This window comes from Serratia sp. 25CWL12, from assembly GCF_055790885.1.
Genome location: NZ_CM147698.1, coordinates 2,250,239 through 2,275,014, shown reverse-complemented (window position 1 = coordinate 2,275,014; position 24,776 = coordinate 2,250,239). Strand labels below are relative to the sequence as shown.

General features: G+C 49.8%; 22 protein-coding genes. 15 read left to right on the top strand and 7 right to left on the bottom strand.

The genetic code is table 11. From position 1 onward, the window contains the following. Nucleotides 1-29: 29 nt before the first annotated feature. From uspC to putA, 3 genes are all read right to left on the bottom strand, one after another. Complete coding sequence (gene uspC, locus ACX9GV_RS09970) at nucleotides 30-440, bottom strand: universal stress protein UspC (RefSeq protein ID WP_473195390.1); 411 nt, start codon at nucleotides 438-440, stop codon at nucleotides 30-32. A gap of 260 nt (nucleotides 441-700) precedes the next feature. Beyond that, nucleotides 701-916: a transcription modulator YdgT gene (gene ydgT / locus ACX9GV_RS09965; RefSeq protein ID WP_037386000.1), complete on the bottom strand. Its 216-nt coding sequence runs from the start codon at nucleotides 914-916 to the stop codon at nucleotides 701-703. 374 nt (nucleotides 917-1,290) lie between these two features. Next, nucleotides 1,291-5,250, bottom strand: coding sequence for a trifunctional transcriptional regulator/proline dehydrogenase/L-glutamate gamma-semialdehyde dehydrogenase (putA, locus tag ACX9GV_RS09960; protein WP_473198015.1), 3,960 nt, complete (start codon nucleotides 5,248-5,250; stop codon nucleotides 1,291-1,293). A gap of 506 nt (nucleotides 5,251-5,756) precedes the next feature. Here putA and putP point away from each other — a divergent pair. The 8 genes from putP to astE all read left to right on the top strand — a co-directional run bounded on the left by putP (nucleotide 5,757) and on the right by astE (nucleotide 16,234). Next, nucleotides 5,757-7,241 (top strand): sodium/proline symporter PutP, encoded by a 1,485-nt coding sequence (gene putP, locus ACX9GV_RS09955; RefSeq protein ID WP_473195389.1) that lies wholly within the window; start codon nucleotides 5,757-5,759, stop codon nucleotides 7,239-7,241. Nucleotides 7,242-7,893: 652 nt separating this feature from the next. Beyond that, entirely contained in the window at nucleotides 7,894-8,682 is a 789-nt protein-coding gene (gene phoH / locus ACX9GV_RS09950; RefSeq protein ID WP_473195388.1) for a phosphate starvation-inducible protein PhoH, read from the top strand. Nucleotides 8,683-8,954: 272 nt separating this feature from the next. Further along, on the top strand, nucleotides 8,955-9,653 hold the full coding sequence (locus ACX9GV_RS09945; protein ID WP_473195387.1) for a gamma-glutamylcyclotransferase: 699 nt from the start codon (nucleotides 8,955-8,957) through the stop codon (nucleotides 9,651-9,653). A gap of 423 nt (nucleotides 9,654-10,076) precedes the next feature. Beyond that, a complete protein-coding gene (locus ACX9GV_RS09940) occupies nucleotides 10,077-11,291 on the top strand; it encodes a bifunctional succinylornithine transaminase/acetylornithine transaminase (RefSeq protein WP_473197934.1) in 1,215 nt (404 codons plus the stop codon). A gap of 51 nt (nucleotides 11,292-11,342) precedes the next feature. Next, a complete protein-coding gene (gene astA / locus ACX9GV_RS09935; RefSeq protein WP_473197933.1) occupies nucleotides 11,343-12,374 on the top strand; it encodes an arginine N-succinyltransferase in 1,032 nt (343 codons plus the stop codon). Then, nucleotides 12,374-13,846 carry a succinylglutamate-semialdehyde dehydrogenase gene (astD, locus tag ACX9GV_RS09930; RefSeq protein ID WP_473197932.1) on the top strand — a complete coding sequence of 491 codons (1,473 nt, stop codon included), beginning with the start codon at nucleotides 12,374-12,376 and terminating at the stop codon, nucleotides 13,844-13,846. Before astA ends, astD begins: the two co-directional genes overlap by 1 nt. Nucleotides 13,847-13,869: 23 nt before the next feature. After that, nucleotides 13,870-15,210 carry an N-succinylarginine dihydrolase gene (astB, locus tag ACX9GV_RS09925; protein WP_473197931.1) on the top strand — a complete coding sequence of 447 codons (1,341 nt, stop codon included), beginning with the start codon at nucleotides 13,870-13,872 and terminating at the stop codon, nucleotides 15,208-15,210. Between the two features lie 13 nt (nucleotides 15,211-15,223). Next, nucleotides 15,224-16,234 carry a succinylglutamate desuccinylase gene (gene astE / locus ACX9GV_RS09920; protein ID WP_473197930.1) on the top strand — a complete coding sequence of 337 codons (1,011 nt, stop codon included), beginning with the start codon at nucleotides 15,224-15,226 and terminating at the stop codon, nucleotides 16,232-16,234. A 66-nt stretch (nucleotides 16,235-16,300) separates the two neighbouring features. Here the strand turns inward: astE and ACX9GV_RS09915 are convergent, their stop codons facing one another. Beyond that, a complete protein-coding gene (locus tag ACX9GV_RS09915) occupies nucleotides 16,301-16,678 on the bottom strand; it encodes a helix-turn-helix domain-containing protein (protein WP_473197929.1) in 378 nt (125 codons plus the stop codon). Nucleotides 16,679-17,372: 694 nt separating this feature from the next. Between ACX9GV_RS09915 and cbpA the strand changes: the two genes are divergently transcribed. The 3 genes from cbpA to ACX9GV_RS09900 all read left to right on the top strand — a co-directional run bounded on the left by cbpA (nucleotide 17,373) and on the right by ACX9GV_RS09900 (nucleotide 19,030). Next, nucleotides 17,373-18,308 (top strand): curved DNA-binding protein, encoded by a 936-nt coding sequence (cbpA, locus tag ACX9GV_RS09910; RefSeq protein WP_473197928.1) that lies wholly within the window; start codon nucleotides 17,373-17,375, stop codon nucleotides 18,306-18,308. Then, nucleotides 18,308-18,610, top strand: coding sequence for a chaperone modulator CbpM (gene cbpM / locus ACX9GV_RS09905; protein WP_023491514.1), 303 nt, complete (start codon nucleotides 18,308-18,310; stop codon nucleotides 18,608-18,610). Before cbpA ends, cbpM begins: the two co-directional genes overlap by 1 nt. A 147-nt stretch (nucleotides 18,611-18,757) precedes the next feature. Continuing rightward, nucleotides 18,758-19,030, top strand: a complete 273-nt coding sequence (locus ACX9GV_RS09900) for a YebO family protein (RefSeq protein ID WP_473197927.1) — start codon at nucleotides 18,758-18,760, stop codon at nucleotides 19,028-19,030. Nucleotides 19,031-19,162: 132 nt separating this feature from the next. Here ACX9GV_RS09900 and fos read toward each other — a convergent pair whose 3' ends face one another. After that, nucleotides 19,163-19,570 carry a fosfomycin resistance glutathione transferase gene (gene fos / locus ACX9GV_RS09895; RefSeq protein ID WP_473197926.1) on the bottom strand — a complete coding sequence of 136 codons (408 nt, stop codon included), beginning with the start codon at nucleotides 19,568-19,570 and terminating at the stop codon, nucleotides 19,163-19,165. Nucleotides 19,571-19,884: 314 nt separating this feature from the next. Between fos and ACX9GV_RS09890 the strand changes: the two genes are divergently transcribed. The 3 genes from ACX9GV_RS09890 to cspE all read left to right on the top strand — a co-directional run bounded on the left by ACX9GV_RS09890 (nucleotide 19,885) and on the right by cspE (nucleotide 22,357). Continuing rightward, a complete protein-coding gene (locus tag ACX9GV_RS09890) occupies nucleotides 19,885-20,886 on the top strand; it encodes an MBL fold metallo-hydrolase (protein WP_473197925.1) in 1,002 nt (333 codons plus the stop codon). A 1,104-nt stretch (nucleotides 20,887-21,990) separates the two neighbouring features. Further along, nucleotides 21,991-22,128, top strand: a complete 138-nt coding sequence (locus ACX9GV_RS09885; RefSeq protein ID WP_152554949.1) for a DUF2627 domain-containing protein — start codon at nucleotides 21,991-21,993, stop codon at nucleotides 22,126-22,128. Between the two features lie 19 nt (nucleotides 22,129-22,147). Further along, nucleotides 22,148-22,357, top strand: coding sequence for a transcription antiterminator/RNA stability regulator CspE (cspE, locus tag ACX9GV_RS09880; RefSeq protein ID WP_002221949.1), 210 nt, complete (start codon nucleotides 22,148-22,150; stop codon nucleotides 22,355-22,357). 117 nt (nucleotides 22,358-22,474) lie between these two features. On the opposite strand, the gene pgeF is transcribed toward cspE, so the two are convergent. Continuing rightward, on the bottom strand, nucleotides 22,475-23,188 hold the full coding sequence (gene pgeF, locus ACX9GV_RS09875) for a peptidoglycan editing factor PgeF (protein ID WP_473197924.1): 714 nt from the start codon (nucleotides 23,186-23,188) through the stop codon (nucleotides 22,475-22,477). A 176-nt stretch (nucleotides 23,189-23,364) separates the two neighbouring features. Between pgeF and rlmA the strand changes: the two genes are divergently transcribed. Next, a complete protein-coding gene (gene rlmA / locus ACX9GV_RS09870; protein ID WP_023491831.1) occupies nucleotides 23,365-24,210 on the top strand; it encodes a 23S rRNA (guanine(745)-N(1))-methyltransferase in 846 nt (281 codons plus the stop codon). Here rlmA and mntP read toward each other — a convergent pair. After that, on the bottom strand, nucleotides 24,207-24,776 hold the full coding sequence (gene mntP, locus ACX9GV_RS09865) for a manganese efflux pump MntP (protein ID WP_473197923.1): 570 nt from the start codon (nucleotides 24,774-24,776) through the stop codon (nucleotides 24,207-24,209). The two genes, rlmA and mntP, sit on opposite strands and share 4 nt — an antisense overlap.

Below are 24,776 nucleotides of genomic sequence, written 5' to 3'. Positions count from 1 at the left end.
GCGGTTTGCATGATGCGTTAACAATCAGATCACAGCGGCACAATCAGCACATCAACCTTGCTGGTATTAATAAAACGCGCGGCGGAACAACTCACTTTATTGATTATGCTGTCGCTGTGGTTACCACAGATAACCAGATCAAAGGGATGCTTTTGGTTGGCATAGCTGAGGCTGTCACCTAATTCACCATGAATAATCTGAGTGGTAATGGCAGGGTAATTTGCGCGTAAACACAGCTCATCCATAAACAATAACGCTTCCTCTTCCATCAAAGCACGGAGGTCACCCAGCATCGGGCCAGCGTAGATTTCGGGAGTAGCAATGGTGCTAACCAGCGTGATCTGCCCATCGTTGGGGCGCACAAGTGAAACTGCTCGTTCTACCAACAAGTGGCTATCTGCTGCCACAGCGACAGCAACCAGCACGTTGCGATATGCCATCCCTTTAACTCCTATCGCGGATTTATTTACTAAAGAGTAGAGCTTTGAAACCACAATAAATGTGTTTTATGTCACGCATAGCAGGAAATATGGGGTAGGTGGCTTTGATTGACACTTAACGTGTTGCTGCGATCAGCAGAGTGGGGATATTAATATAAGACAAAAAGCCTCTATACCGACTGTATCAAGGGATATTGGCTGAGATCATTGACTCAGTTGTCCCATCAAACCGGCTCTTGCGAAGCTATGGTCAGCAGAGTTTAGAACACTTGTGCCCACATCGATTTTGGTATTTTCCCTAGATCAAACAGTTTACCAGATACCAATTCGGCACGCCGATGATCAGCAGCACGATACATATTAATGACATCGTTGGTATCAGTCAGCGAGTAATTAAGCTTGTCATAGAGTTTTTCCAGGCTGTCTAAGCTGGAGCATTTACGGAATGTCTGCAGATAGTCGATAGCTGTGGTCATGATTAAGGGGTAGCCTATTAATAATTCTAACAAGAAGAAAAGCATCACGGATTGGCGACACTAGCCATAAATCAAGATGCACCTTCAAATAAAAGGATAAAATTAAAAAATCGCGCAGAGCCAAGGTAAACCAAGTAAAACATAAGGACTATTAGAATAATAATATGCGGTGTCCATTTCAGCAATGTTTCTTATTAAATGTATACCCAAAATACTTCGAATTGCTTGAAGGCAGCAAGCGATGGAATCCCTAGGAGCATAGCCAACTATGTGACTAGGGTGACTGAGCACAGCTAACACCCAAGCGGTTTGAAGTAAGAAGGGTATAGCGATGTCAGGCGCTATTGCGCCTGACATCACACCAGACTTTAGCATTAGCCAATGGTCATCAGGCTGGCATTCCCCCCAGCAGCGGCAGTGTTAATACTTAATGAACGCTCGATTAATAGCCGTTCCAGCAACAGGTTGGTTTCACCTTGGCTAAACCCTTGTAGTGACACTATCGCACCATCACGTTGAGCAATTTGCTCACTCAAGGTGCGTAACTGGTCAGCATCACCATGGTAGATAGCGGCATCAAATGTCACTTTATCTTCTGCCCAGTTGTCGCTGAAACAGACTGTTGCCTGTACCGCTGCGGGTAAACGGCGGAATAGCGCGCGTTGTAACTCGGCTTCAGGCCAGAGCACCTGGCTACCCACAGCTAATACCGCAGCTAATTGAATTAACGCATCAGACTCGTTGTTTGCCAGGCAAAGAACCCGTTCCCGTGGTAGCAGCGCATAACTATTGCGCTCCCCTGTGGGGCCAGGCAGTTGGCGTGCGATGCCACTTTGGCCAAGTGCCGCATATTGCTGGACTAGCGCTGCCAGCTCCGATAGCTTTTGCGTATTAAACCATTGCTCTAAAGCCTGACATGGGGCGAGTAACGTCGAGCGCTGGGTGGCTTCCAGAGGATGTTGACTGTCCAGATGATTAAAGGTGCGTTGTACGGCATCCATTGGGCGTTCGGCCAGCAAACGATACAGATAGAGTGGGCCACCTGCTTTCGGCCCGGTCCCTGATAAGCCTTCACCACCAAAGGGCTGTACACCAACAACGGCACCAACCATATTGCGGTTAACATACAGATTGCCGACTTTGGCCTGCTCGGTGACGTGAGTGATGGTTTCATCGATACGGGTATGAACACCCAGCGTTAGGCCATAACCTGCCGCATTGATCTGATCCACTAACGCCCCAAGATGAGCACGCTGAAAACGAACCACATGTAACACAGGGCCGAAGACCTCTTTTTGCAATTCGTCAAAGCTCTCCAGTTCGATCAGCGTCGGTTTAATAAAGGTGCCACGGGCCCACTCTTGCTGGTTATCATCGCCAAAGCTTTTCGCCGCCTGATAAACGCGACGACCTTTGGTCCTCATGGCTTGAATATGGCGTTCAATAAGGGCTTTGGCATCGTTATCGATCAGCGGCCCCATATCCGTAGAGAGGCGCTCTGGGTTGCCCATGCGATATTCCGCCATGGCCCCCCGCAACATCTGTAACGTGTGTTCAGCAACTTCCTCTTGCAGACACAGGATACGTAAAGCCGAGCAGCGCTGCCCAGCACTATCAAAAGCCGAAGCCATGACATCGGCAACCACTTGTTCGGTCAGGGCAGAGGAATCGACGATCATGGCGTTTAATCCGCCGGTTTCGGCAATTAAAGGTATCGGATGACCTTGTGGATCCAAGCGCCCAGCGATACTGCGTTGCAGCAGGGTAGCAACCGCTGTAGAGCCGGTGAACATCACCCCACGTACTCGAGCATCATTAACTAACTGCGACCCTACTGTTTCCCCCTGGCCTGGTAACAGTTGCAACACGCCTTGGGGAATACCGGCTTCCAGCAGAATATGGACGGCTTGTGCCGCAATCAGCGGTGTCTGTTCTGCCGGTTTAGCCAACACACTATTGCCCGCAGCCAGTGCGGCGGCAATCTGGCCGGTGAATATGGCTAATGGGAAGTTCCACGGACTGATGCAGACCACGGGGCCGAGGGGGCGATGGCTATCATTCGCGAAATCATCGGCGACCTGGTTGGCATAGTAACGCAGGAAATCAACCGCTTCACGGACTTCGGCGATGGCATTATTGAAGGTTTTACCGGCTTCACGAACCAACAGCCCCAACAGGCTCGGCAGTTGGTTTTCCATCAATTCTGCGGCGCGTTGCAGAATAGCCGCTCGCTCAACAGGCGGTGTGGCAAACCAGATCCCGCCGGCCTGTGTTGCGGCATCGAGTGCGCGGCTGACTTCATCTGCTGTGGCTTCACGAACATAACCGACAATATCGCTCGGTTCAGCAGGGTTGATCACCGGGAGCCGATCACCTTGGTCTAGCGGGGCATCGATCATCGGTTCAGTCTGCCAGAGTTGTGCGGCACTGGAGAGCAGGGCGCTGGAAAGTGAGGCCAAGCGCTGTTCATTGGTAAGATCCAGCCCATTGGCGTTAGCCCGTTTTTCACCATACAGTTGCCGTGGCAAGGGAATGCGCGGATGGGGCAAGCCTATTGCCCCTTCGAGGGCCGCGAGCTGTTCAACGGTCGTCACCGGGTCGGCAACCAATTCATCCAGTGGCAAAGAGTGATCGGCGATACGGTTAACGAATGAAGTATTGGCACCGTTTTCCAACAGGCGACGTACCAGATAAGCCAACAGGGTTTCATGTGTTCCCACCGGGGCGTAAATACGGCAGGGGCGATTTAATTTGCCGTCGGCGACTTTACCCACTACCTGTTCATACAGGGGTTCCCCCATACCGTGTAAACACTGGAATTCATACTGCCCAGGATAGTAGTTATTCCCCGCCAGATGATAGATGGCACTGAGGGTGTGAGCATTATGGGTAGCAAATTGTGGGTAGATCAGGTTAGGCACCGCCAGCAATTTACGCGCACAGGCCAGATAAGAGATATCGGTATACACTTTGCGGGTATAGACCGGATAACCTTCTAAACCATCAATTTGGGCGCGTTTAATTTCGCTATCCCAATAGGCGCCTTTTACCAGGCGCACCATGAGACGACGACGGCTGCGGCTAGCCAGATCGATCACCGCATCAATGACTAACGGGCAGCGTTTCTGATAGGCCTGAATAACAAAACCAATCCCATTCCAACCCGCCAGTTGGGGCTCAAAACAGAGTTTTTCCAGCAAATCGAGGGAGATTTCCAGGCGGTCTGCCTCTTCAGCATCAATATTAATGCCAATATCATACTGACGGGCTTGCAGCGTCAGTGAAAGCAAACGGGGATAGAGCTCTTCCATGACACGATCATACTGCGCCCGACTGTAGCGCGGATGTAATGCCGAAAGCTTGATGGAGATCCCCGGGCCTTCATAGATCCCACGGCCATTTGAGGCTTTGCCAATGGCATGAATTGCTTGCTGGTAAGAGGCCAAATAGGCGAGCGCATCGGCTTCAGTAAACGCCGCTTCACCCAGCATATCGTAAGAGTAACTAAACCCTCGGTTTTCCAGTTTACGCGCGTTAGCCAGGGCTTCGGCAATGGTTTCACCGGTGACAAACTGCTCCCCCATCAAGCGCATGGCCATATCCACACCTTTACGGATCAGGGGTTCGCCACGTTTACCAATAATCCGGTTCAGCGAGTGCGATAGATTGGCTTCATTATGGGTAGCCACCAGTTTGCCGGTAAACAGCAGCCCCCAAGTGGCGGCGTTAACAAACAGTGAAGGACTACGGCCAAGGTGCGCATGCCAATTACCGTTACTGATTTTATCGCGGATTAACGCATCCCGAGTGGGTTTGTCTGGAATACGGAGCAAGGCTTCAGCCAAGCACATGAGAGCCACCCCTTCTTGCGAAGAGAGTGAAAACTCTTGCAGCAACCCTTGCACCATACCCGCACGGCCATGGGCACTTTTTTGATTGCGCAGCTTCTCGGCGATGTCATAGGCCAATTTATGGGTGGCAGAGGCCATTTCAGCTGGCAAACGGGCCTGCTCAAGCAGCATCGGCACCGCTTCACGCTCTGGGCGGCGGTAGGCAGCGGTGATGGCGGCACGGAGAACGGACTGTGGCAGAATTTGTGCGGCAAATTCAAAGAATGGTTGGTGGGACTCTGCGGAAAGTTGCGGCATAATGTCGTCCGCTTCGGCTTGAGCGGCGGTCGCGAGTGCGGCGATTTCGGTAAGTTCAGCACCGCTCTCTAGCCGTTCGAGATAATTGAAGATGGCTTGTTTGATGAGCCAGTGCGGGGTGCGGTCAATTCGTTGGGCCGCACTCTTGATGCGATCTCGTGTTGCTTCATCAAGTTTTACACCCATTGTGGTCGTGGCCATGCCAATTCAGCTCCTGACTGTGGCTAGAGAGTAGATGCTGTCAAATATCCAGCATGTTGCAACCTTGTGCAACCTTGTTAAAAAAATGATTTATTGAAATGTGAGTTAAATCGTATATTCGCCGCAAGAGGTGATAGTGGCATGGTGACTACAGATATTGGTTACAGAATATTTCTATTTTTTAATCATGGGGATAAATAAGTGCAACTTATTGGGTCATTAATCAGTGCAACCCGGGAAGCGAGTAAATGTGATGTAGCGTAAATTTTGTGTTTATTTTTTGTTAAATGTCTTGTTGGTTATGAATTCATTCAACTAGGATAGCCAGCGTTGAGGTCATAACAAAAGAAACACGATTCATCCACTGCTTATCGCCATGCTTTACCTTCCGAGGCATGGGGCGATGAAATAGATAACATAAAAAACCCGAGTTTCTGTTGCCCGCTAAGCGAGGCAACGGCAAGTAGCGGGGAAAAAGAATGGAGAGTTGCATGATAATGAACACACCTATGTTAGTGACCTTTTTGGTTTACATTTTCGGGATGATATTGATTGGTTTGCTTGCCTATCGTGCCACCAAGAATTTCGATGATTACATCTTGGGTGGTCGCCGGTTGGGGAGTGTGGTGACCGCATTGTCCGCTGGGGCATCAGATATGAGTGGTTGGTTGCTGATGGGGTTGCCGGGAGCCATTTTTCTTTCTGGTATTTCAGAGAGCTGGATAGCTATCGGGTTGACCATTGGCGCTTACTTCAACTGGAAGTTAGTGGCGGGGCGCTTGCGTGTGCATACGGAAGCCAATAATAACGCGCTGACCTTACCGGACTATTTCACCAGTCGTTTTGAAGATAAAAGTAAGCTACTGCGTGTGATTTCCGCGATCGTCATTCTGGTGTTTTTCACTATCTATTGTGCATCGGGGATTGTTGCTGGTGCTCGCTTGTTTGAAAGTACCTTTGGTATGAGTTACCAAACCGCCTTGTGGGCCGGTGCGGCCGCGACAATATTGTATACCTTTATTGGTGGGTTTCTGGCAGTAAGCTGGACAGATACGGTGCAAGCCAGTCTGATGATTTTTGCGCTGATCCTCACACCGGTGATGGTTATCTTCGCCGTCGGTGGCATCGACAGTTCCATCTTGGTCATTGGTGATAAAAACCCTGCCAATCTGGATATGATGAAAGGGCTGAATTTAGTGGCCATCTTGTCATTGTTGGGCTGGGGGCTGGGTTATTTTGGTCAGCCACATATTCTGGCGCGTTTTATGGCGGCAGATTCTCATCATACCATCCGTAATGCGCGTCGTATCAGCATGACCTGGATGGTGCTATGCCTGGCGGGGACCATTGCTGTGGGTTTCTTCGGTATTGCCTATTTTGCCAATAACCCGGCGCTGGCGGGTAATGTATCACAAAATGGCGAACGGGTATTTATTGAGTTGGCGATGTTGCTGTTCAATCCATGGATTGCCGGTATTCTGCTGTCTGCGATCCTGGCAGCGGTAATGAGTACTTTGAGTTGCCAACTGCTGGTTTGTTCCAGCGCTATCACCGAGGATTTGTATAAAGCCTTCTTGCGTAACGGTGCCAGCCAGCGTGAGCTGGTATGGGTGGGCCGTGTGATGGTGTTGGTCGTGGCGCTGGTGGCTATCGCCCTGGCTTCTAATCCAGAGAACCGCGTGCTGGGCCTGGTGAGTTATGCCTGGGCAGGTTTTGGCGCGGCATTTGGTCCGGTGGTGTTGATTTCAGTAATGTGGCCGCGTATGACCCGCAATGGGGCCTTGGCGGGGATGCTGGTGGGGGCGATTACAGTGATTGTCTGGAAACAGTATGCCTGGTTGAATCTCTATGAAATTATTCCAGGTTTTCTGTTTGGCAGTATCGCGATTGTGTTGGTGAGCTTGATGGGGCGTAAACCTTCAGCCAGCATAACCCAGCGTTTTGAACAAGCCGAAGCGCATTTTAAAACGGTGTGAATGGTGCGCGGCCTGGCCGCGCCAGATGCCTGTTTATTCAAGTTGCTGCTAACCCGGTGGCAACTTGAATAATAATCCATCGTGGCGGAAGGGGCGTTACTTGGATTTATTTGCCCGATTTTAATCTGCGCACTTTAGTGGCATTGTTCATGTTGACCACAGGAAAATAGGTCGAAAACACAGCGTGTATAAATTATCATCAAATGATATTTTTTTTACATTTGATTAACGCAAACTATTTGAATGTCATTATACTGTAATCAACGGGCGGTAGTTTTCATATGATACACAGCGTAACGCTGCATAATCATGACGAGGATCACTATGGTCAAGTCCTTGGTTGGGCGACAAAAAACAAAAAATAAACCTTCCCTGATTTCTCGTTGTAACGAGGGCTCACACTTCGACCCTCAATTTTTGACCCACTCCCGGTCTCTATTACCCTCTGACTCGACTCACTTGCTGTTTTATATTTCACATCATCTACAGGGTTCGATGAAGAAATACGGTTCGCTCTGGCCCGTAACTATTCACGTTATTTTATCGGCACATACTGGCTCTAAAGGAGAGCAAAACCTCATCCGTGTGTGAAACATAATCGCGCAGTATCTGATATTGCTGCGGTAGGTGAAACAAACTGTAAGGTGCCACTATGGGAAGACAGAAAGCAGTAATCAAAGCACGCCGTGAAGCTAAACGCGTTATTCGCCGTGACGCACGTAGCCATCGCCAGCGTGAAGAAGAGAGCGTCACTTCGCTAGTACAAATGGGGGGCGTTGAATCTATCGGAATGGCCCGTGACTGTCGTGATAATTCTACCATTGAGGCGAGAACGGAAGCTCAAGCTCATTACTTATCAGCCATAGAAAATAAACAGTTAATCTTTGCCGTCGGTGAGGCGGGTTGTGGCAAAACTTACATTAGTGCCGCTAAAGCAGCTGATGCACTGATACACAAAGAGGTCGAACGAATTATTGTTACTCGGCCGGTTCTACAAGCAGATGAAGACCTTGGTTTTTTGCCTGGCGATATCTCTGAGAAGTTCGCCCCTTATTTCCGGCCGGTGTATGACATTCTGCTACGCCGTTTGGGGTCGTCGTTTATGCAATATTGCTTGCGACCGGAAATTGGTAAAGTGGAGATTGCGCCTTTTGCCTATATGCGTGGGCGTACCTTCGAAAATGCCGTGGTGATCCTGGATGAAGCTCAGAACGTCACAGCCAGCCAGATGAAGATGTTCCTGACACGTTTGGGTGAGAATGTGACAGTCATTGTTAATGGCGATATTACCCAATGCGATTTGCCGCGAGGAGTCAAATCGGGTCTGAGTGATGCGCTGGCGCGCTTTGCTGAGGATGAGTTGATCGGTATTATCCAGTTTGATAAACAGGACTGTGTACGTTCCATTTTGTGCCAACGTACACTCAATGCTTACAGTTAATCAGCTTTAACTGCATGGCCGCAACGGAAACGTTGCGGCTATTTCAATTGTTTACTTATTTTTATCAGACGTGATTTGTCAACGAGACGAAATATTTTATTGCATAAATTTGTATATTAACGCGCTTGCTTAACTTGATTAGGTGGTTAGAAAAGAATAGGGTTATCGATAGAGTAAATAAGTTGAATTAATATTTTCTGGATTCAACAATAAATTGCCATTTCACAGTAGTAAGGGAGTAGAACAAAACTATTTCCAGGAGGTCGTAAGCGGTGTTAACCAGAGATTTTCTGCAGAAGGCGGATTGTAAAACAGCATTTGGTGCTATTGATGAGTCGTTGTTGCTGACAGCAGAACAGCGTTCAGCCTCATTGGCGCAAACCCTTGCCCAGCGCCCAGCCAACAGCCCGGTATGGGTTTTCGGCTATGGTTCGCTGATGTGGAATCCGATATTTGAAGCAGAAGAAGTCCGTCCTGCCATTTTAAAGGGGTGGCACCGGGAGTTTTGCCTGCGTTTAACTGCCGGGCGCGGCACTCCGCATCAACCCGGGCGTATGTTGGCGCTGCAAGAGGGCGGGCAAACCACGGGGTTAGCTTTCCGCTTGCCGGAACATAACGTACAGGAAGAGCTAGAGTTATTGTGGAAGCGTGAAATGCTCACCGATTGTTATCTGCCAATCTGGTGTGAATTGACGTTGCAGGAGCATGGCCAAGTGGCCAATGCCTTGGTCTTTGTCATGAATTCACAGCATCCTCTATTTGAGGCTGATACCTGTCATCAAGTCATCGCTCCTTTAATCGCCTCCGCCAGCGGTCCACTGGGCAGCAACGCGCAATACCTGTTTGCCTTGGACAATGAACTGAAACAGCATGGAATGAAAGATGACTGTATTGGTGAGTTGGTGAACACGGTGCGCCAGTGGCTACAGCAAAATAGCACCGGTATGCTGGGTAGTGAAGCCACGGCGTAAGTAAGCAATTAACTCCCCTCCGGTAACCAAGCCGCTGAAAGCTCAGGATCAGCGGCTTGTGAGTATCAATAAAAAAATAATTTTCACTTGCATAGAATATCGCCATTAATGACGATTTCAGCCCTTGTTTTTGCCATTATTAATTACCAATGCATAACTATTGCATAATTATGCACTATAACTCTTTGTTTTTACAGCAAAAATTAAAAAATTGGCTAAAAACTAAAGCTGGCTTCTTGCGCTACTCTACACTTACCTCTATAGCATGGTGAATTTAACCATTAATTAACATTTCCTTTCCGTTCTGAATGTATGCCAGCGTTGCTCTACCGGCCATGGAACTGAGTTATCGATAGCCTGAGGCCGAGGTAAATTGAAGCCAACGCGACTTCAGAACGAGGGGGTGAAGATGAGGCACCTATTATGGAACAACCCATTGCAGTAACTCGCCAAGCTTTCGATGACTGGATGGTCCCGGTTTATGCCCCAGCTGATTTTATTCTGGTGCGGGGCGAAGGCTCTCAAGTTTGGGATCAACAAGGGCGAAGTTATATCGACTTTGCCGGAGGTATTGCAGTGAATGCCTTGGGGCATGCACACCCACAAGTGAAAGCCGCCTTGTTGGAACAGGCTGACAAGTTGTGGCATCTGGGTAATGGCTACACCAACGAACCGGTGTTGCGCCTGGCAAAGCAGTTGATTGACGCGACCTTTGCTGACAAGGTGTTTTTTTGTAACTCTGGTGCAGAGGCCAATGAAGCAGCGCTGAAACTGGCGCGCAAATATGCCTTGGATAATGGCGCTAGTGGGAAAAACCAGATAGTGGCATTCAACAATGCCTTCCATGGCCGCACATTATTCACGGTTTCTGCTGGTGGTCAGCCAAAGTATTCACAAGATTTTGCTCCGCTGCCAGCGGGCATTATTCATACGCCATTTAACGATTTGGCGGCCGCCGCTGAAGTGATTAATCAACATACCTGTGCGGTTATTGTTGAGCCCATCCAGGGAGAAGGGGGGGTCTTACCGGCTGACCTGCAGTTCCTGCAAGGGTTACGCGAATTGTGTGATCGCCACGGGGCGTTATTGATTTTTGACGAGGTGCAAACCGGCATGGGGCGCACCGGATACCTGTACGCTTATATGAAGTATGGTGTGGTGCCTGATGTGTTGACCACAGCGAAGGCGTTGGGGGGCGGTTTTCCGATTGGGGCGATGCTAACTACCGACAGATTGGCGAAAACCCTGAATGTGGGGAGTCATGGTACCACCTATGGTGGCAATCCATTGGCAACGGCGGTGGCAGGGGCGGTATTCAAACTGATCAATACCCCGCAACTACTTGATGGGGTGAAACTGCGCCACCAGTGGTTTGTCGAAGGGTTGAATAACATCAACCAGCAATATCCTCTGTTTGCCGAAATTCGCGGGGCAGGATTATTAATTGGTTGTGTGTTGAATCAGAATTATGCGGGCAAAGCCAAACAACTTACGCAATTGGCTAATGAAGAGGGGGTGATAGCGTTAATCGCCGGTCCAGATGTGGTGCGCTTTACCCCGTCACTGATTATCCCGGAGCAAGATGTGCAGGAAGGGCTAGTGCGGTTTGAGCGCGCGGTGGCGCGAATTTGCTGCTAATCATGGGGCGGTGCCGAGTAGGCAACGCCGATAACCATTGAGGTGAGTATTATGATGATTATTCGCCCTATAGAGCGCCGTGACCTAGCTGATTTACTGACCCTGGCGGGTAAATCGGGGGTTGGTCTCACCTCGTTGCCACAGAACGAAGATACCTTATCGGCTCGTATTGAACGGGCATTAAAAACCTGGCAGGGCGAACTGCCGAAAGGCGAACAGTGCTATCTGTTTGTGATGGAAGATACTGAGCGCCAGCAGGTGGTTGGGGTCAGCGCCATCGAAGTGGCGGTGGGACTCAGTGAGCCCTGGTACAGTTTTCGTGTCGGGACACAGGTACATGCGTCAAAACAGCTTAATGTCTATAAATCGATACCCACGCTGTTTTTGAGCAATGACCATACCGGCCATTCGGAGTTATGTACCCTGTTTCTCGACCCCGATTACCGTAATGGCGAGAATGGCAAATTGTTGTCAAAGGTACGCTTCCTGTTTATGGCGGCTTTTCGTCACCATTTTTCACATAAAGTGATCGCCGAGATGCGTGGTTTTTCTGATGAGCAGGGCCGTTCACCCTTCTGGGAAAGCGTAGGTCGTCACTTTTTTTCTATTGAGTTCGCCAAGGCAGACTATTTGAGTGGTACTGGTCAGAAAGCATTTATTGCGGAATTGATGCCAAAACATCCGATCTATGTGGAATTTTTGGCTGAGGATGCGCAAAAAGTGATTGGCGAGGTGCATCCTCATACCGCGCCAGCACGTAAACTGCTGGAAGCTGAGGGGCTGCGCTATCAGGGGTATGTTGATATTTTTGATGGTGGCCCGACGCTCGAAGCGGAGATTGACGAAATCCGCAGCGTGAAATTAAGTAAATTGGTGAAAGTGGTGGTGGATGATGGCGGTTATTCTCCCTCCGGATCAACGTACCTGGTGGCGAATGATAGCTATGACCATTATCGCGCACTGTTGGTGCATGGCGAACTGGACAATGAACACCTGCGCATCAACGCCGAGACAGCAGCGTTGCTGGGGGTTGAACAGGGGGGCGCTGTGTGGGCCATCAAGCTTATTCAGGAGAAAGTATAATGTCACATCCTGCACTACTGATTAATGGTTGCTGGCAGACAGGCCAGGGAGCACTGCTCTATAAAAGTGATCCTATGGATAACCAACCCTTGTGGCACGCCAATGGGGCGGATAGTGCGGATGTGGCAGCGGCTTGTGCCGCAGCACGTAGCGCCTTTCCTGCTTGGGCGCGCACGCCATTTGAACAGCGTGAACAATTATTAAAACGTTTTGCGGCGCTGCTAGAACAGCACAAACAGTTAGTGGCTGAAACCATCAGCCGTGAAACCAGCAAACCGCGCTGGGAAACCTTGACCGAAGTGCAGGCGATGATCGGTAAAGTGAGCATTTCATTGCAGGCTTACCAAACACGTACCGGGGTCACCACCGCAGCCATGGCGGATGCAACTTCGGTGATCCGCCACCGCCCCCATGGCGTACTGGCGGTCTTTGGGCCCTATAATTTCCCGGGGCATTTACCCAATGGTCATATCGTTCCGGCACTATTAGCTGGGAACACGGTGGTATTCAAGCCCAGTGAGCTCACCCCGTTGACGGCGGAAGTGACGCTTAAACTGTGGTTGGAGGCAGGCTTACCCCCTGGCGTGATCAACTTGTTGCAAGGGGGGCGTGAAACCGGCGAATTACTGGCAGCCAGCCGAGATATTGACGGCTTGCTGTTTACCGGCAGTGCCAATACTGGTTATCACCTGCATCGCCAACTGGCAGGGCAACCAGAAAAAATCCTGGCGTTGGAGATGGGGGGCAACAATGCCCTGATTATCGAACAGGTAGTAGATTGTGATGCCACGGTGAATCTGGCCATTCAGTCTGCATTTATTTCCGCTGGCCAGCGCTGTACCTGCGCGCGTCGTATTTTGGTCAAACGTGGCCCAGAAGGGGATGCCTTTATTGAACGCCTGGTCAAGGTAACGGCGGCGCTGCGTATTGGGCGCTGGGATGCTGAGCCGGCGCCATTTATCGGGGGGGTGATCTCCTTGGCGGCGGCAGACAGAATGTTACAGGCCCAGCAGCAGCTCTTGGCTCTGGGGGCGCGTCCTTTATTGACCATGAAACGCTTGGCGGATAACAGTACGCTGTTAACTCCGGCGATTCTTGATGTTACCGATGTGGTGGAGGTACCGGATGAAGAGTACTTCGGTCCACTGACCACCATTATCCGTTACGACGACTTTAGCGAGGCACTGCACATTGCCAATAATACCCGTTATGGTTTGGCGATGGGGTTGGTTTCCCCGCAACGGCAGCAGTTTGAACAACTGTTACTGGAGGCACGGGCGGGTATTGTGAACTGGAATAAACCGTTGACCGGGGCCTCCAGCGCTGCCCCATTCGGTGGTGTCGGCGCTTCCGGTAATCACCGGCCAAGCGCCTTTTATGCGGCAGATTATTGTGCATGGCCGATGGCTTCGCTGGAAAGTGCTGAACTGCTGATGCCAGCAAGTGTGTCCCCGGGCCTACTGTTTGATTGATCGCCCCAAGATGGGAGAGAAAAATGTTGGGATATGAAGTCAATTTTGATGGGCTGGTGGGTTTGACCCATCACTATGCGGGGTTGTCGTTCGGTAACGAGGCATCAACCCTGCACAGTAACAGTGTCTCCAACCCCAAGTTAGCCGCCAAACAAGGGCTGCTGAAAATGAAAGCCTTGGCAGACTTGGGCTTTCAACAAGGCGTTTTGCCGCCACAAGAGCGGCCCCATCTCCCTACACTGCGTAAACTGGGCTTTAGTGGCAGCGATGAACAGATCTTGGTGCAGGCGATGCACACCGCTCCGCGTCTGCTTTCTGCCCTCAGTTCCGCCTCTTCAATGTGGACAGCTAACGCCGCTACCGTTTCGCCCTCGGCAGATAGTCGGGATGGCAAGGTGCATTTTACCGCAGCGAATTTGAACAATAAATTTCACCGGGCCATCGAGGCTGAAACCACCTCAGCGGTGTTACGTGCCATTTTTAACGATGACCGCTATTTTGCCCACCATGACGCTTTGCCCTCGGTAGCGCTCTTTGGCGATGAGGGAGCCGCCAATCATAACCGCCTGGGGAAGGACTATGCCAAGCCTGGGGTGCAACTCTTTGTTTATGGTAAGCAGGAGTTTGGTGGGGAAAGTGGCCCGGTACGCTATCCGGCCCGTCAGACCCGGGAGGCCAGCGAGGCGATTGCTCGCTTGCATCAGTTGAATGAACCACAAACGCTGTTTTTGCAACAAAACCCAGCGGTGATCGACCAAGGGGTATTCCATAACGACGTCATTGCGGTGAGCAATCAGCAGGTGCTTTTTTACCATCAACAAGCATTCCTCCATGCGCAGCAGGGGCTAGAACAACTACGCCGCAAAATGGCCTCGGTCGAGGCGGAATTAGTGGCGATTGAAGTCCCCACCTCGCGTGTCAGTGTGGCCGATGCCGTGGGCACTTACCTGTTCAACAGCCAGATCCTCACTAAACAGAATGGCAAAATGATGATTATCGTGCCGGAAGAGTCGCGTCAGCACGCTGCGGTGTGGCACTACCTGAATGAGATGATCATCAGCGGCGGCCCAATTGATGAAATCAAGGTATTCACTCTGCGAGAGAGTATGCGCAATGGTGGCGGGCCGGCTTGTCTGCGTTTACGGGTGGCGATGAATGAGGCTGAACTCCAGGCCGTGAACCCCGGTGTGCTGATGGATGATCGCTTGTTTAGCAGGCTGAATGAGTGGGTCGATCACTACTATCGCGACCGTCTGACCGCGAGCGATCTGGCCGATCCCCTGTTATTGCGTGAGGGACGAGAGGCACTGGACACATTGACATCGATTCTTGGGCTCGGTTCGATTTACGCCTTTCAGCAATAACGGAGGAAAGCCGATGGACCTATTAGCCCTGACATTGGCAGCTAAGCCCCCCGGTCATACCAGGGGGGAAACCACCACATTACGTTGGCAGTGGCTCGGGGAAGGGCTGCTGGAGCTCTGCCCAGTACAGGGTTATCAGCAAGCGGTGGTGATTTCAGCCGGCATCCATGGTAATGAAACCGCCCCCATCGAGTTGCTCAATCAATTGGTGGAGGAGCTACTCCAGGGCATCAGGCCGTTGGCGGTGCGTCTGCTGGTGGTACTGGGCAACCCAATGGCGATGCGTGCCAATAAACGCTACCTGACACAGGATATTAATCGGCTGTTTGGTGGCCGTTATCGCCAATGTTCTCCCACTGAAGAGAGTGCACGGGTGCAACAGTTGGAGCAAGTGGTCAGCGTTTTTTTTAACGGCGAAGGGGCGAGACGGGTTCATTACGATCTTCATACTGCCATCCGCGCGTCACTGTACCCACGTTTTGCTCTGCTGCCTTACCAGCAAACCGCTTATAACGCGACCATGCTCGCCTGGCTGGAGGCCGCAGAATTGGATGCGTTGGTGATCCATCAAGCAGCGGGGGGGACATTTAGCCATTTTACCTGTGAACATCTGCAGGCAACCAGTTGTACCCTTGAGTTAGGCAAAGCCCGGCCATTTGGTGATAACGATCTGCGGCAGTTTAGTGCTATCAATGGGGCACTACAGGCGTTGATCAGTGGGCAGCCTTTACCAATAGGCCGCCAGGCACCGATAAGTGTTTTTCGTGTTGAACAGTCCATTATCAAGCGCAGTGAAGCCTTTAGCCTCTATTTAAGTGATGATACCGCCAACTTTACCCCGCTCGCGCAAGGTAGCTTACTGTATGAACAACCGGGAGAGAGCTACCAGGTTCCCTATGCCAATGCCCGGATATTATTCCCCAACCCCAATGTCGCGCTGGGCTTACGGGCGGGCATGATAGTGACGGAAGTGCCACGTGACAGGCTCTTTCCTTCTTTCAATGATGGCCATTGCTGTGAGTAGCTAGATGCCGAGTGACGCAATAGGATGAACTCTTTTTTACTATTTGAATCATGTAGTTAAGCCCATTTATTGATAAATAACATGGAGCGGTGGTGCGATAGGGAGATCAAGGCTTGGATCCTGGCGGAAATCATAGGGCGTGATATTGAAGCGTTTTCTGAACATATAGGTAAAGTGCGACTGTGAGCCGAAGCCAAAGTCCAACGCAATATCGAAAATTGGCGCATCACTGCTACGTAGTTGATACACCGCCCCAGCGAGACGACGTTCGCGGATATATTTGCCCAGTGAAATCCCGGTCGCCTCTTTGAACAGTTTCTGCATATGCCAGAGCGAGTAGCCGGAGTAAGCGGCCAACTCTTCAAGATGGATCACTCGCCCGAGATGGGTTTCAACCCATTTACTGAGCGCGCAGACTAATGAGAGATGATGTGCCTGTATCAATAGATTTACCCAGTTGCCGATGTCGTGATTAAAATCAGTCGTTATGCAACCTGCTGTTATAGGTTGTTACTTAGCCTACCTGACCGAGCTCGGGTTGTCACCTTGGGGCAGCAAAACGGCACATTGACCAGTTGTTTGAACCACACAAGATCACGCAACACTATTTGGGTAAAAGTGAAAAAACAGCTAATCTGAAAGAGTGAAAGTGATCGTGGCCTACCTACAGTCTTGGCCTGAAAGATCAGTCAGCACCACAGAGTGCCCCGTAACAACGTTATGTTGAAGAGGTAATCACATGCTAATAACTATGATTGTTACTCTTTTTGTCATCGTCGGAGTCGTTGCTTTTATGGCAATGCCAGTGATGGAGGTTAATCATAAGGTAGGCATCGGAGGTAAAGAGCGGTGAAACCAGAGAACAACCTACCCAGATAAATTAATTGAATAATGACGTGCTCGGGTAGGGTACGTCATTATCACTTCACCAGACCGCTGATATAATCGCGGTGTCCTTGATGTCAGTCCGCAACGCGCATCCACTTGGGTATATACTCGTTGTATTCCAAGTTACGCAGGTGTTGACTAGACTCAGCATTTTGATCATCGGATGCGTTATGCTGTAGGTTGTTGGATAACCGGGTATACCAACCTTGGCTTTACTTTTCTTCGCTTTGGCTAACGAGATAATAACATTATGGAAATGAAGGATTATTATGTCATTTTAGGGGTTAAACCCTCAGATGATATCAAAGCCATCAAAACGGCTTACCGACGGTTGGCGCGTAAGTATCACCCAGATGTCAGTACTGAAGCGGATGCCGAAGCACGGTTTAAAGAGGTCGCGGAAGCCTATGAAGTACTGAAAGATAGTGAGCGTCGAGCAGAATATGATGAGTTGCTAAAACACCGCAATGATCCCAACTTTGGCCGCAAGGCTTATCGTGACGCTCATCATGAAGACAGTGGTAACGCTGAAGATTTCTCCGATATTTTTGCCTCCATGTTTGGTCAGCGTTCGCGGACCAACCAGCAACACCACCATCAACGTGCCGCTCGTGGTCAGGACGTTGAAATTGCTGTGGCTATGTTCCTGGAAGAAACACTCAAAGAACAGACCAGAACGTTGAGTTATAACGTCCCGGTATACAACGCCTTTGGCTTGGTCGAGGAAGAGAAAGCCAAGACGCTCAATGTCAAGATCCCGGCAGGGGTCATGGATGGCGAACGTATCCGGGTGAAAGGTCAGGGCGTTCCTGGGGTTAATGGTGGGGCCAACGGTGATCTGTATCTGATTATCAAACTCGCGCCACACCCGTTGTTTGAGGTGATGGGGCATGATCTGGAGATTATCCTGCCGTTGGCACCTTGGGAAGCCGCTTTAGGAACCAAAGTATCCTTGCCCACCCTGTCGGACAATATCTTGCTGACAATTCCCGCAGGCAGTCAGGCCGGGCAACGTTTGCGCGTTAAAGGGAAGGGCCTGGTCAGCAAAAAAGAGACCGGCAATCTATATGCGGTAATCAAGATTGTTATGCCAGCAAAACCAGACGACAAGAGTGCTGCGCTCTGGCAGCAACTGGCTGAGGCCAATCCGGCTTTTGATCCGCGCACCGTATGGAGTAAAGCATAATGGCTAGCATACAGATAACACTTACCATTACTGAGTTTTGCCTGCATACGGGCGTGACGGAGCCTGAACTGCAGGAGGTCGTTGGGTTAGGGGTGATTGAGCCCTGTGACCTGAATAGTGATAACTGGTTATTTGATGACCGAGCTTTGGTGGCATTCAATCGAGCTCAGCGGTTACAACGAGAACTTGACCTGGATTGGCCAGGCATTGCGGTAGCGCTGGAACTCTTGGGTGAAATTGATAGATTACGCAAACATAACAATCAGTTACGTAATCGTCTTGAACGTTTTATTGCTCAGTAATCAGCGAAGTACACCCGGGTATTTAATCACCCGGGTTGCTGTTGCCGTGGGTAAATATGATAGGTAGTGATGCAAATGACGTTGGGAACGGCACCTGTGTTGGCAACAGCGTAGTTTGAATAAATTTGGTTAGCGATAAGGTTGTTTATGTTTGATTTAGTTTTTAGCCCATCCGGTCTGATGTCCATCGTGATGGGGGGAGTCGCCGCATTATTGGGCTTGTGGGTCTGGTTTTTGGTTAACCGTGCGAGCGTGCGTGCCAATGAGCAGATTGTTTTGTTGCAACAGATTGTTGAACAACAGCGTCAACAAACTGCGCTATTGAAAATGCAGTTGCAGGGTAATCAGGGCGAAGATAGGCACCATGATGATGAGCTCAACCCCGCATTAAGCTATAAAGACGTTATCCCGGAGCGTTAAGATAGCGACTTATCTTATTGTTAGCTTTTATCTAAGTTCATTCAAGTTGTCTGGAACCATCAGGGTTACCCTCAAATAGCAACTTGGATGACCTCAATGTTAAGTGCGTTACCTTCTTATCCCGTTCCTCACTTAATAAAATACCATCCCCGGGTAGGGCTTTTCCCGGCAGGCTGCTAAACGGCTGGCTAAATCACCGCAATGAATTTCTAACGCATGGTGGTCCGGGTCGGTAAAATAGAGCGACTCCCCCTCGCTGCGATTATATTTCCACTCATTGATGCCACTTTTGCGCAAGCGGGCAGCCATAGTGGCAAAATTTTCCGCCGAGATGCTAAACGCATAATGCGTATAGTCGCGATTGACACACGCCTGCCGGGTATGATCCAGTGACAAGCAGAGCCACAGTTCCCCCAGCACAAGATAGGCCCCTTGCTGCCAACGCGCTTTGGGGGTAAAACCCAAGATATCGACGTAAAAATTGAAGCTACGTTCCACATCGCGCACAGCGAGTGTCAAATGGTTAAGGCCGACTAACATGATGGGGATCCCGTCAACAGAGATAATTAAGCACAGAGCGGGATAAAACATAACTTGGGTCATGGCGTTGGCAAAATACTTTTTTTAAACGCCCTATCATGTACTGTGAGGATAGGCCACTGCAACGTGAGCCAAGCGAGAGCCAATGGTAAACATTAGCGACAAATTCTTGCTGCTGACCGAGTTAAATGCTAAAAAATTGCCATAGATAAAATTATTAATTGGTAATAGCCATAAATGGCTGGATGTTCAATGTGATGGCTATACCAAGTGGTTAGGCCGAGTAACGTAGCCGATGGTCGGAAGAGGTATGAATGAAGAAGAATAATAAATATTACGATGCCAGCAAGGCGCATCATACCCCTTGGGGGTTTACCAATCCTGAACCGTCACTGCGTAAAGCTGGGGATCTCAAACGTTGGCAGGATCAACGTAAAAAGCAGGGGCTGCCCAAACCGCCACAAGCGGGGTATGAACAATTTATCCAACAATGGTGGCAAGCCGCCGATCTCAGTGGTGATCATGATAGCATTTGGTGGCTGGGGCATGCCTCTATACTGCTGCGCTTGGGGGGCCGTTATGTGTTAATTGATCCGGTGCTGTCATCACGGGCATCACCGGTGAATTTTTATGGCCCAAAGCGTAAAACACCCCCGCCGTTAACAGTGCAACAATTACCAACGATAGATGTGGTGCTTATTTCACATAACCATTATGACCACCTGGATCGATTGACCATCAGTGAACTGACCAAACGTTTTCGCGGTATTACCTTTGTTGTTCCTTTGGGGCTTAAGCAGTGGTTTAGTCATTATCCCGCTAAGCGGGTGGTTGAATTGGACTGGTGGGATAGTTTCACGCTGGATACAACCACGTTTTATGCGACACCAGCACGCCATTGGAGTATGCGTACCCCTTGGGATCATAACCATTCGCTATGGTGTGGTTGGGTGATACACCACCCTGAATTACGTTTTTATTTCACCGGAGATACTGGCTACAGTGAGCGATTGGTAGAAATAGGCACCCGTCTTGGGCCGTTCGATATTGCTGCCTTGCCCATTGGAGCCTATGCACCGAGGTGGTTTATGCAAGAGAAGCATATGGATCCCCAACACTCGGTGCGGTTATATCAACAATTAAATCAGCCCCGGGTTATTCCAATGCATTGGGGCGTTTTTGAATTAGCGGATGAATCGTTGGATGAACCTCCGCAGCAATTAATGCAGGCGTTAAGTGATGCAGGGCTGGAACAGCATAACTTTCATCTAATGAAAATTGGTCAGCGGCTCGACGTTAAGACGACTTATGACTAAAAATTAGCAGATGACATGAGTGTTGAAGAAAGTACGGTGGTTGGCGCCATTAAAGGCGCAGAACGAAGTCACGAAGCATAGGCAAAAACGCGAGGGACTGCGTTTTTAGGCGAGACAGACAAGGATGCCTGTAGTAGCCGGCCGTGATGCTGAGTTGCGTAGTGAGGACAACGCAGGCAGGAACCGCTTGCAGCAGCCCCGACCAGGGCCGGGCTGAGTAATTGCCGGAGGCCGCCTGATTTGGTCGCTAGCGCAATGAGTTCATAAGATGGTAAACGTAAGGCGAGCGAAATTGGCTACTCGTTTACAGTGTTACTTGTTCTAAATGGTCTGTGTTGTTTGAAACGGTCAGCGTTCTGTCAAACAATTCGAATTATTTAGAGTATATATAGCGTGTAATAGTCAACAGCATAATTAAAATTCAGAAATAGCAATATTTTCCGCTAGTCAAAAGGGTTATTTCCGGCTGGTGGCGATGACTATTATCAACTCGATATTTAAAATCATTTATCTGCAGGTGGGCGCAATAACCACGGTTCAAATGATATCAGAGGGATAAGCAGGTGGGTATCCGTGGCCATGCAAAGGAATATTTAGCGCAACTGCACCTTGGTCATCGTTGAATTTAGAACATTTGTATGGTTATGCGTTAGTAGGCTGATCAGCAGAGTGATAGCTGACTGCAATCTACAGCAGATTGCGCAGGTACTAGCTTGTTATCGCTAGGGTTGATATGAAAAGCTCCGATCAGTACAGCATTGTTCTGCCCGATCATCTAAATTCAAATGTTGTCATTAACACGTGATAATCATTCAAATTTTTTTACGTATTTTCTCTGTCAGAGTATTGCTCGATGGTTAAAAAGAATCGATATTGACATGGGGTGTGGAGGGTTAACAACGCGAGTAGAAGTGAAGCCTGGCATGTTTTCTTTACAAAGCAGAAAATAGCAAAGGCTTCAACCTCTTTTAACCTATTTAATCTATTATTGACCTTAACCGTTTTAAATATGTGCGACATGTCCATCAGTGATTAAAAATGGCTTGCCATCGTTTACAGAGTATGTAATAACGCACTTGGGTAAAAAGAGGTACAGTTCTGTATATGTGTGGCATTTTCAGTAAAGAAGTTCAGAGTAAAGATGTTAGCGTTGAATATCGCTTCTCTGCCGATCCTGATCTTAGTGCCTCAGCAGTAACGACTCTAGTTTGTCTGTGTAACGCCCCTGGGCGGTTTAAATAATCTAAAGGAAATACTCAAGATGGCAAAGATCAAAGGTCAAGTGAAGTGGTTCAACGAGTCTAAAGGCTTCGGTTTCATCACCCCGGCTGACGGCAGCAAAGACGTGTTCGTACACTTCTCTGCAATTCAGGGTAATGGCTTCAAAACCCTGGCAGAAGGCCAAAACGTTGAATTCGAAATCCAAGATGGCCAGAAAGGCCCATCTGCAGTAAACGTTACTGCTATCTAATCAGCGCAAGCTGTACAAAAAACCCGCATAATGTGCGGGTTTTTTCGTATTTGCCGCCTAAGTTTATTGCCAGGCTGCTGGATGATGAACTTAGCCAAAGCAGACTCTCTCATCATCTTACTGATTTATAATAATCCCAGAATACTGATTACGACCTTTGATCCCCGGGTGTGTTGGGTCTTGTTCACGCCGATGACTATTGCGCCGATAACTGGTGTATTTAAAGCGCCTGGCAAGGGCCGGGTCGTCATTAGGGGTACAGATAGTGCAACTGCCCACCCGGTCGACGGCCGCAAATCCCAACGCGGTGAGTTTAGCTTCAGCAATAGCGGCCAAATCCAGGTGGCGATAGCTCGGGCTGATCATGGTAGCGGGGAAGGGCAAGAGTTGTTGAAAATTATTGATAAGATCTTCGTTCACCTCATAACAGCAAACACCTGCCGCCGGGCCGATAGCCGCTACCCAGTTACTGGTACTGTCCTCCAGGCTAATACGCTGAGCCATCTGTTCCAAAATACCCTCCAGCAGACCGCGCCAACCCGCATGTACCACTGCAATGGCTTGGCCATCTTTACGGCAGAAGATCACCGGCAGGCAATCAGCGGTTAATACGCTGAGCAAGATCCCCGGTTCTCGGGTAAAAAAGCCATCGGCTTCACCACAGGCTTGCAAAGGGTGGTGAACATCGACAATACGCGTACCATGTACCTGCTTGGTTGCGGGCCTAGTGCTGCAATAAGGTTGTAAAGGTATTGGCAGTTGGGCACTTTTACTGCCGAAACCATGAGTGACGCCAGGAATAGCCATAATAAGCGGTGAGTAATCGGTCATAAAATCTATTATCTGAGCGGAGAATAACCGCTAGTGTAGCCATCTTTTACGCGCTTTGGCTAGCTGTTGTCGGCATCCTGCCTTGCATCGCGCAATCGCCTTCTTTAGACTAGGCGCGTCATTGCGCAGGGCATCATTGTCATGCCAGCCACGCTGTATCAATCTGAGATAAAACCATGTCTTATCAGTGTCCTCTCTGCCATCAACCGCTTGCTTATGCCAATCAACAGTGGCGCTGTGAACATAATCATCAATTCGATTGTGCCAAAGAGGGCTATGTCAATTTAATGCCGGTACAGCACAAGCGTTCTAAACAACCTGGTGACAGTGCCGAGATGATGCAGGCACGCCGCGCATTTCTTGATGCTGGCTATTATCAGCCCTTGCAGCAACGTGTGGCAGAACTATTAGCGACAGCCCTGCCTAACGAGGCACAGGCGTTGCTGGATATTGGCTGTGGTGAAGGTTATTACACTTCCGCAGTAGCGGAGCGGCTAACTCAACAGGGTAGGGTGAAGGTGTATGGGCTGGATGTAGCCAAAGTGGCTATTCGCTCGGCGGCAAAACGCTATCCTGCTGTCGCGTTTTGTGTAGCCTCCAGCCATCGCTTGCCGTTTGCCGATCACTCTCTTGATGCGGTATTACGTATCTATGCCCCGTGTAAAGCCTCAGAACTGGCGCGTGTCGTCAAGCCGGGTGGCGTGGTGGTTACGGTATCACCCGGGCCGCGGCATCTCTATCAGTTGAAAGGGATGGTCTATCAAGATATCAAGTTACACGCCGAACATCGGGAGCAACTGCCGGGTTTTAGCTGTGAATTGGCTGAAGCATTACGCTTTCCGATGGTATTGCCGGGGGCTCAGGCCGCTAATTTACTACAGATGACCCCCTTTGCCTGGCGTGCCGCCCCCGATGTACAGCGTAGCCTGGCGGATTCGGCAGCATTCCATTGTGAGACGGATTTTGCTATTTGCCTGCACCGCCGAACTGAGAGCAATCCGCAGCCAGAAACGGTGGATTAAGAGAGAAAGCCCATGTGATCCAGCAGTATATGGGTTCCGATACCAATCAGCACAATCCCACCAAGGATTTCTGCCCGTTTACCTAGCAGTGGGCCAATATAACGGCCAATCATCATCCCCAGGGTGGCCATAATCAGGGTGGCACAACCGATTGCCATGGCGGTATGGATAATGTTGACTTGCAGGAATGCCAGCCCGACGCCCACCGCCATCGCATCCAGACTGGTGGCGATAGCGGTGACAACCAACAACCAGAAGCCGTGGCGCTTGACCTTGTGCTCCTGTTCTAGCTGGCTTTTCGACCCTTCCACGATCATGCGAATACCCAGGATTAACAGCAGACCAAAAGCGACCCAGTGGTCCCATTCCATAATATATTGGCTGGCAAATAGACCGAAACCCCAACCAATAAGGGGGGTAATGGCTTCAATAACGCCAAAGATCAGACCGGTACGGAGGGCTTCACGGAAACGAGGTTGATGTAGTGCGGCACCTTTGCCGATCGACGCCGCAAATGCGTCCATAGACATGCCAAAAGCCAAAATAAGCGTTGCAGAAAGGTTCAT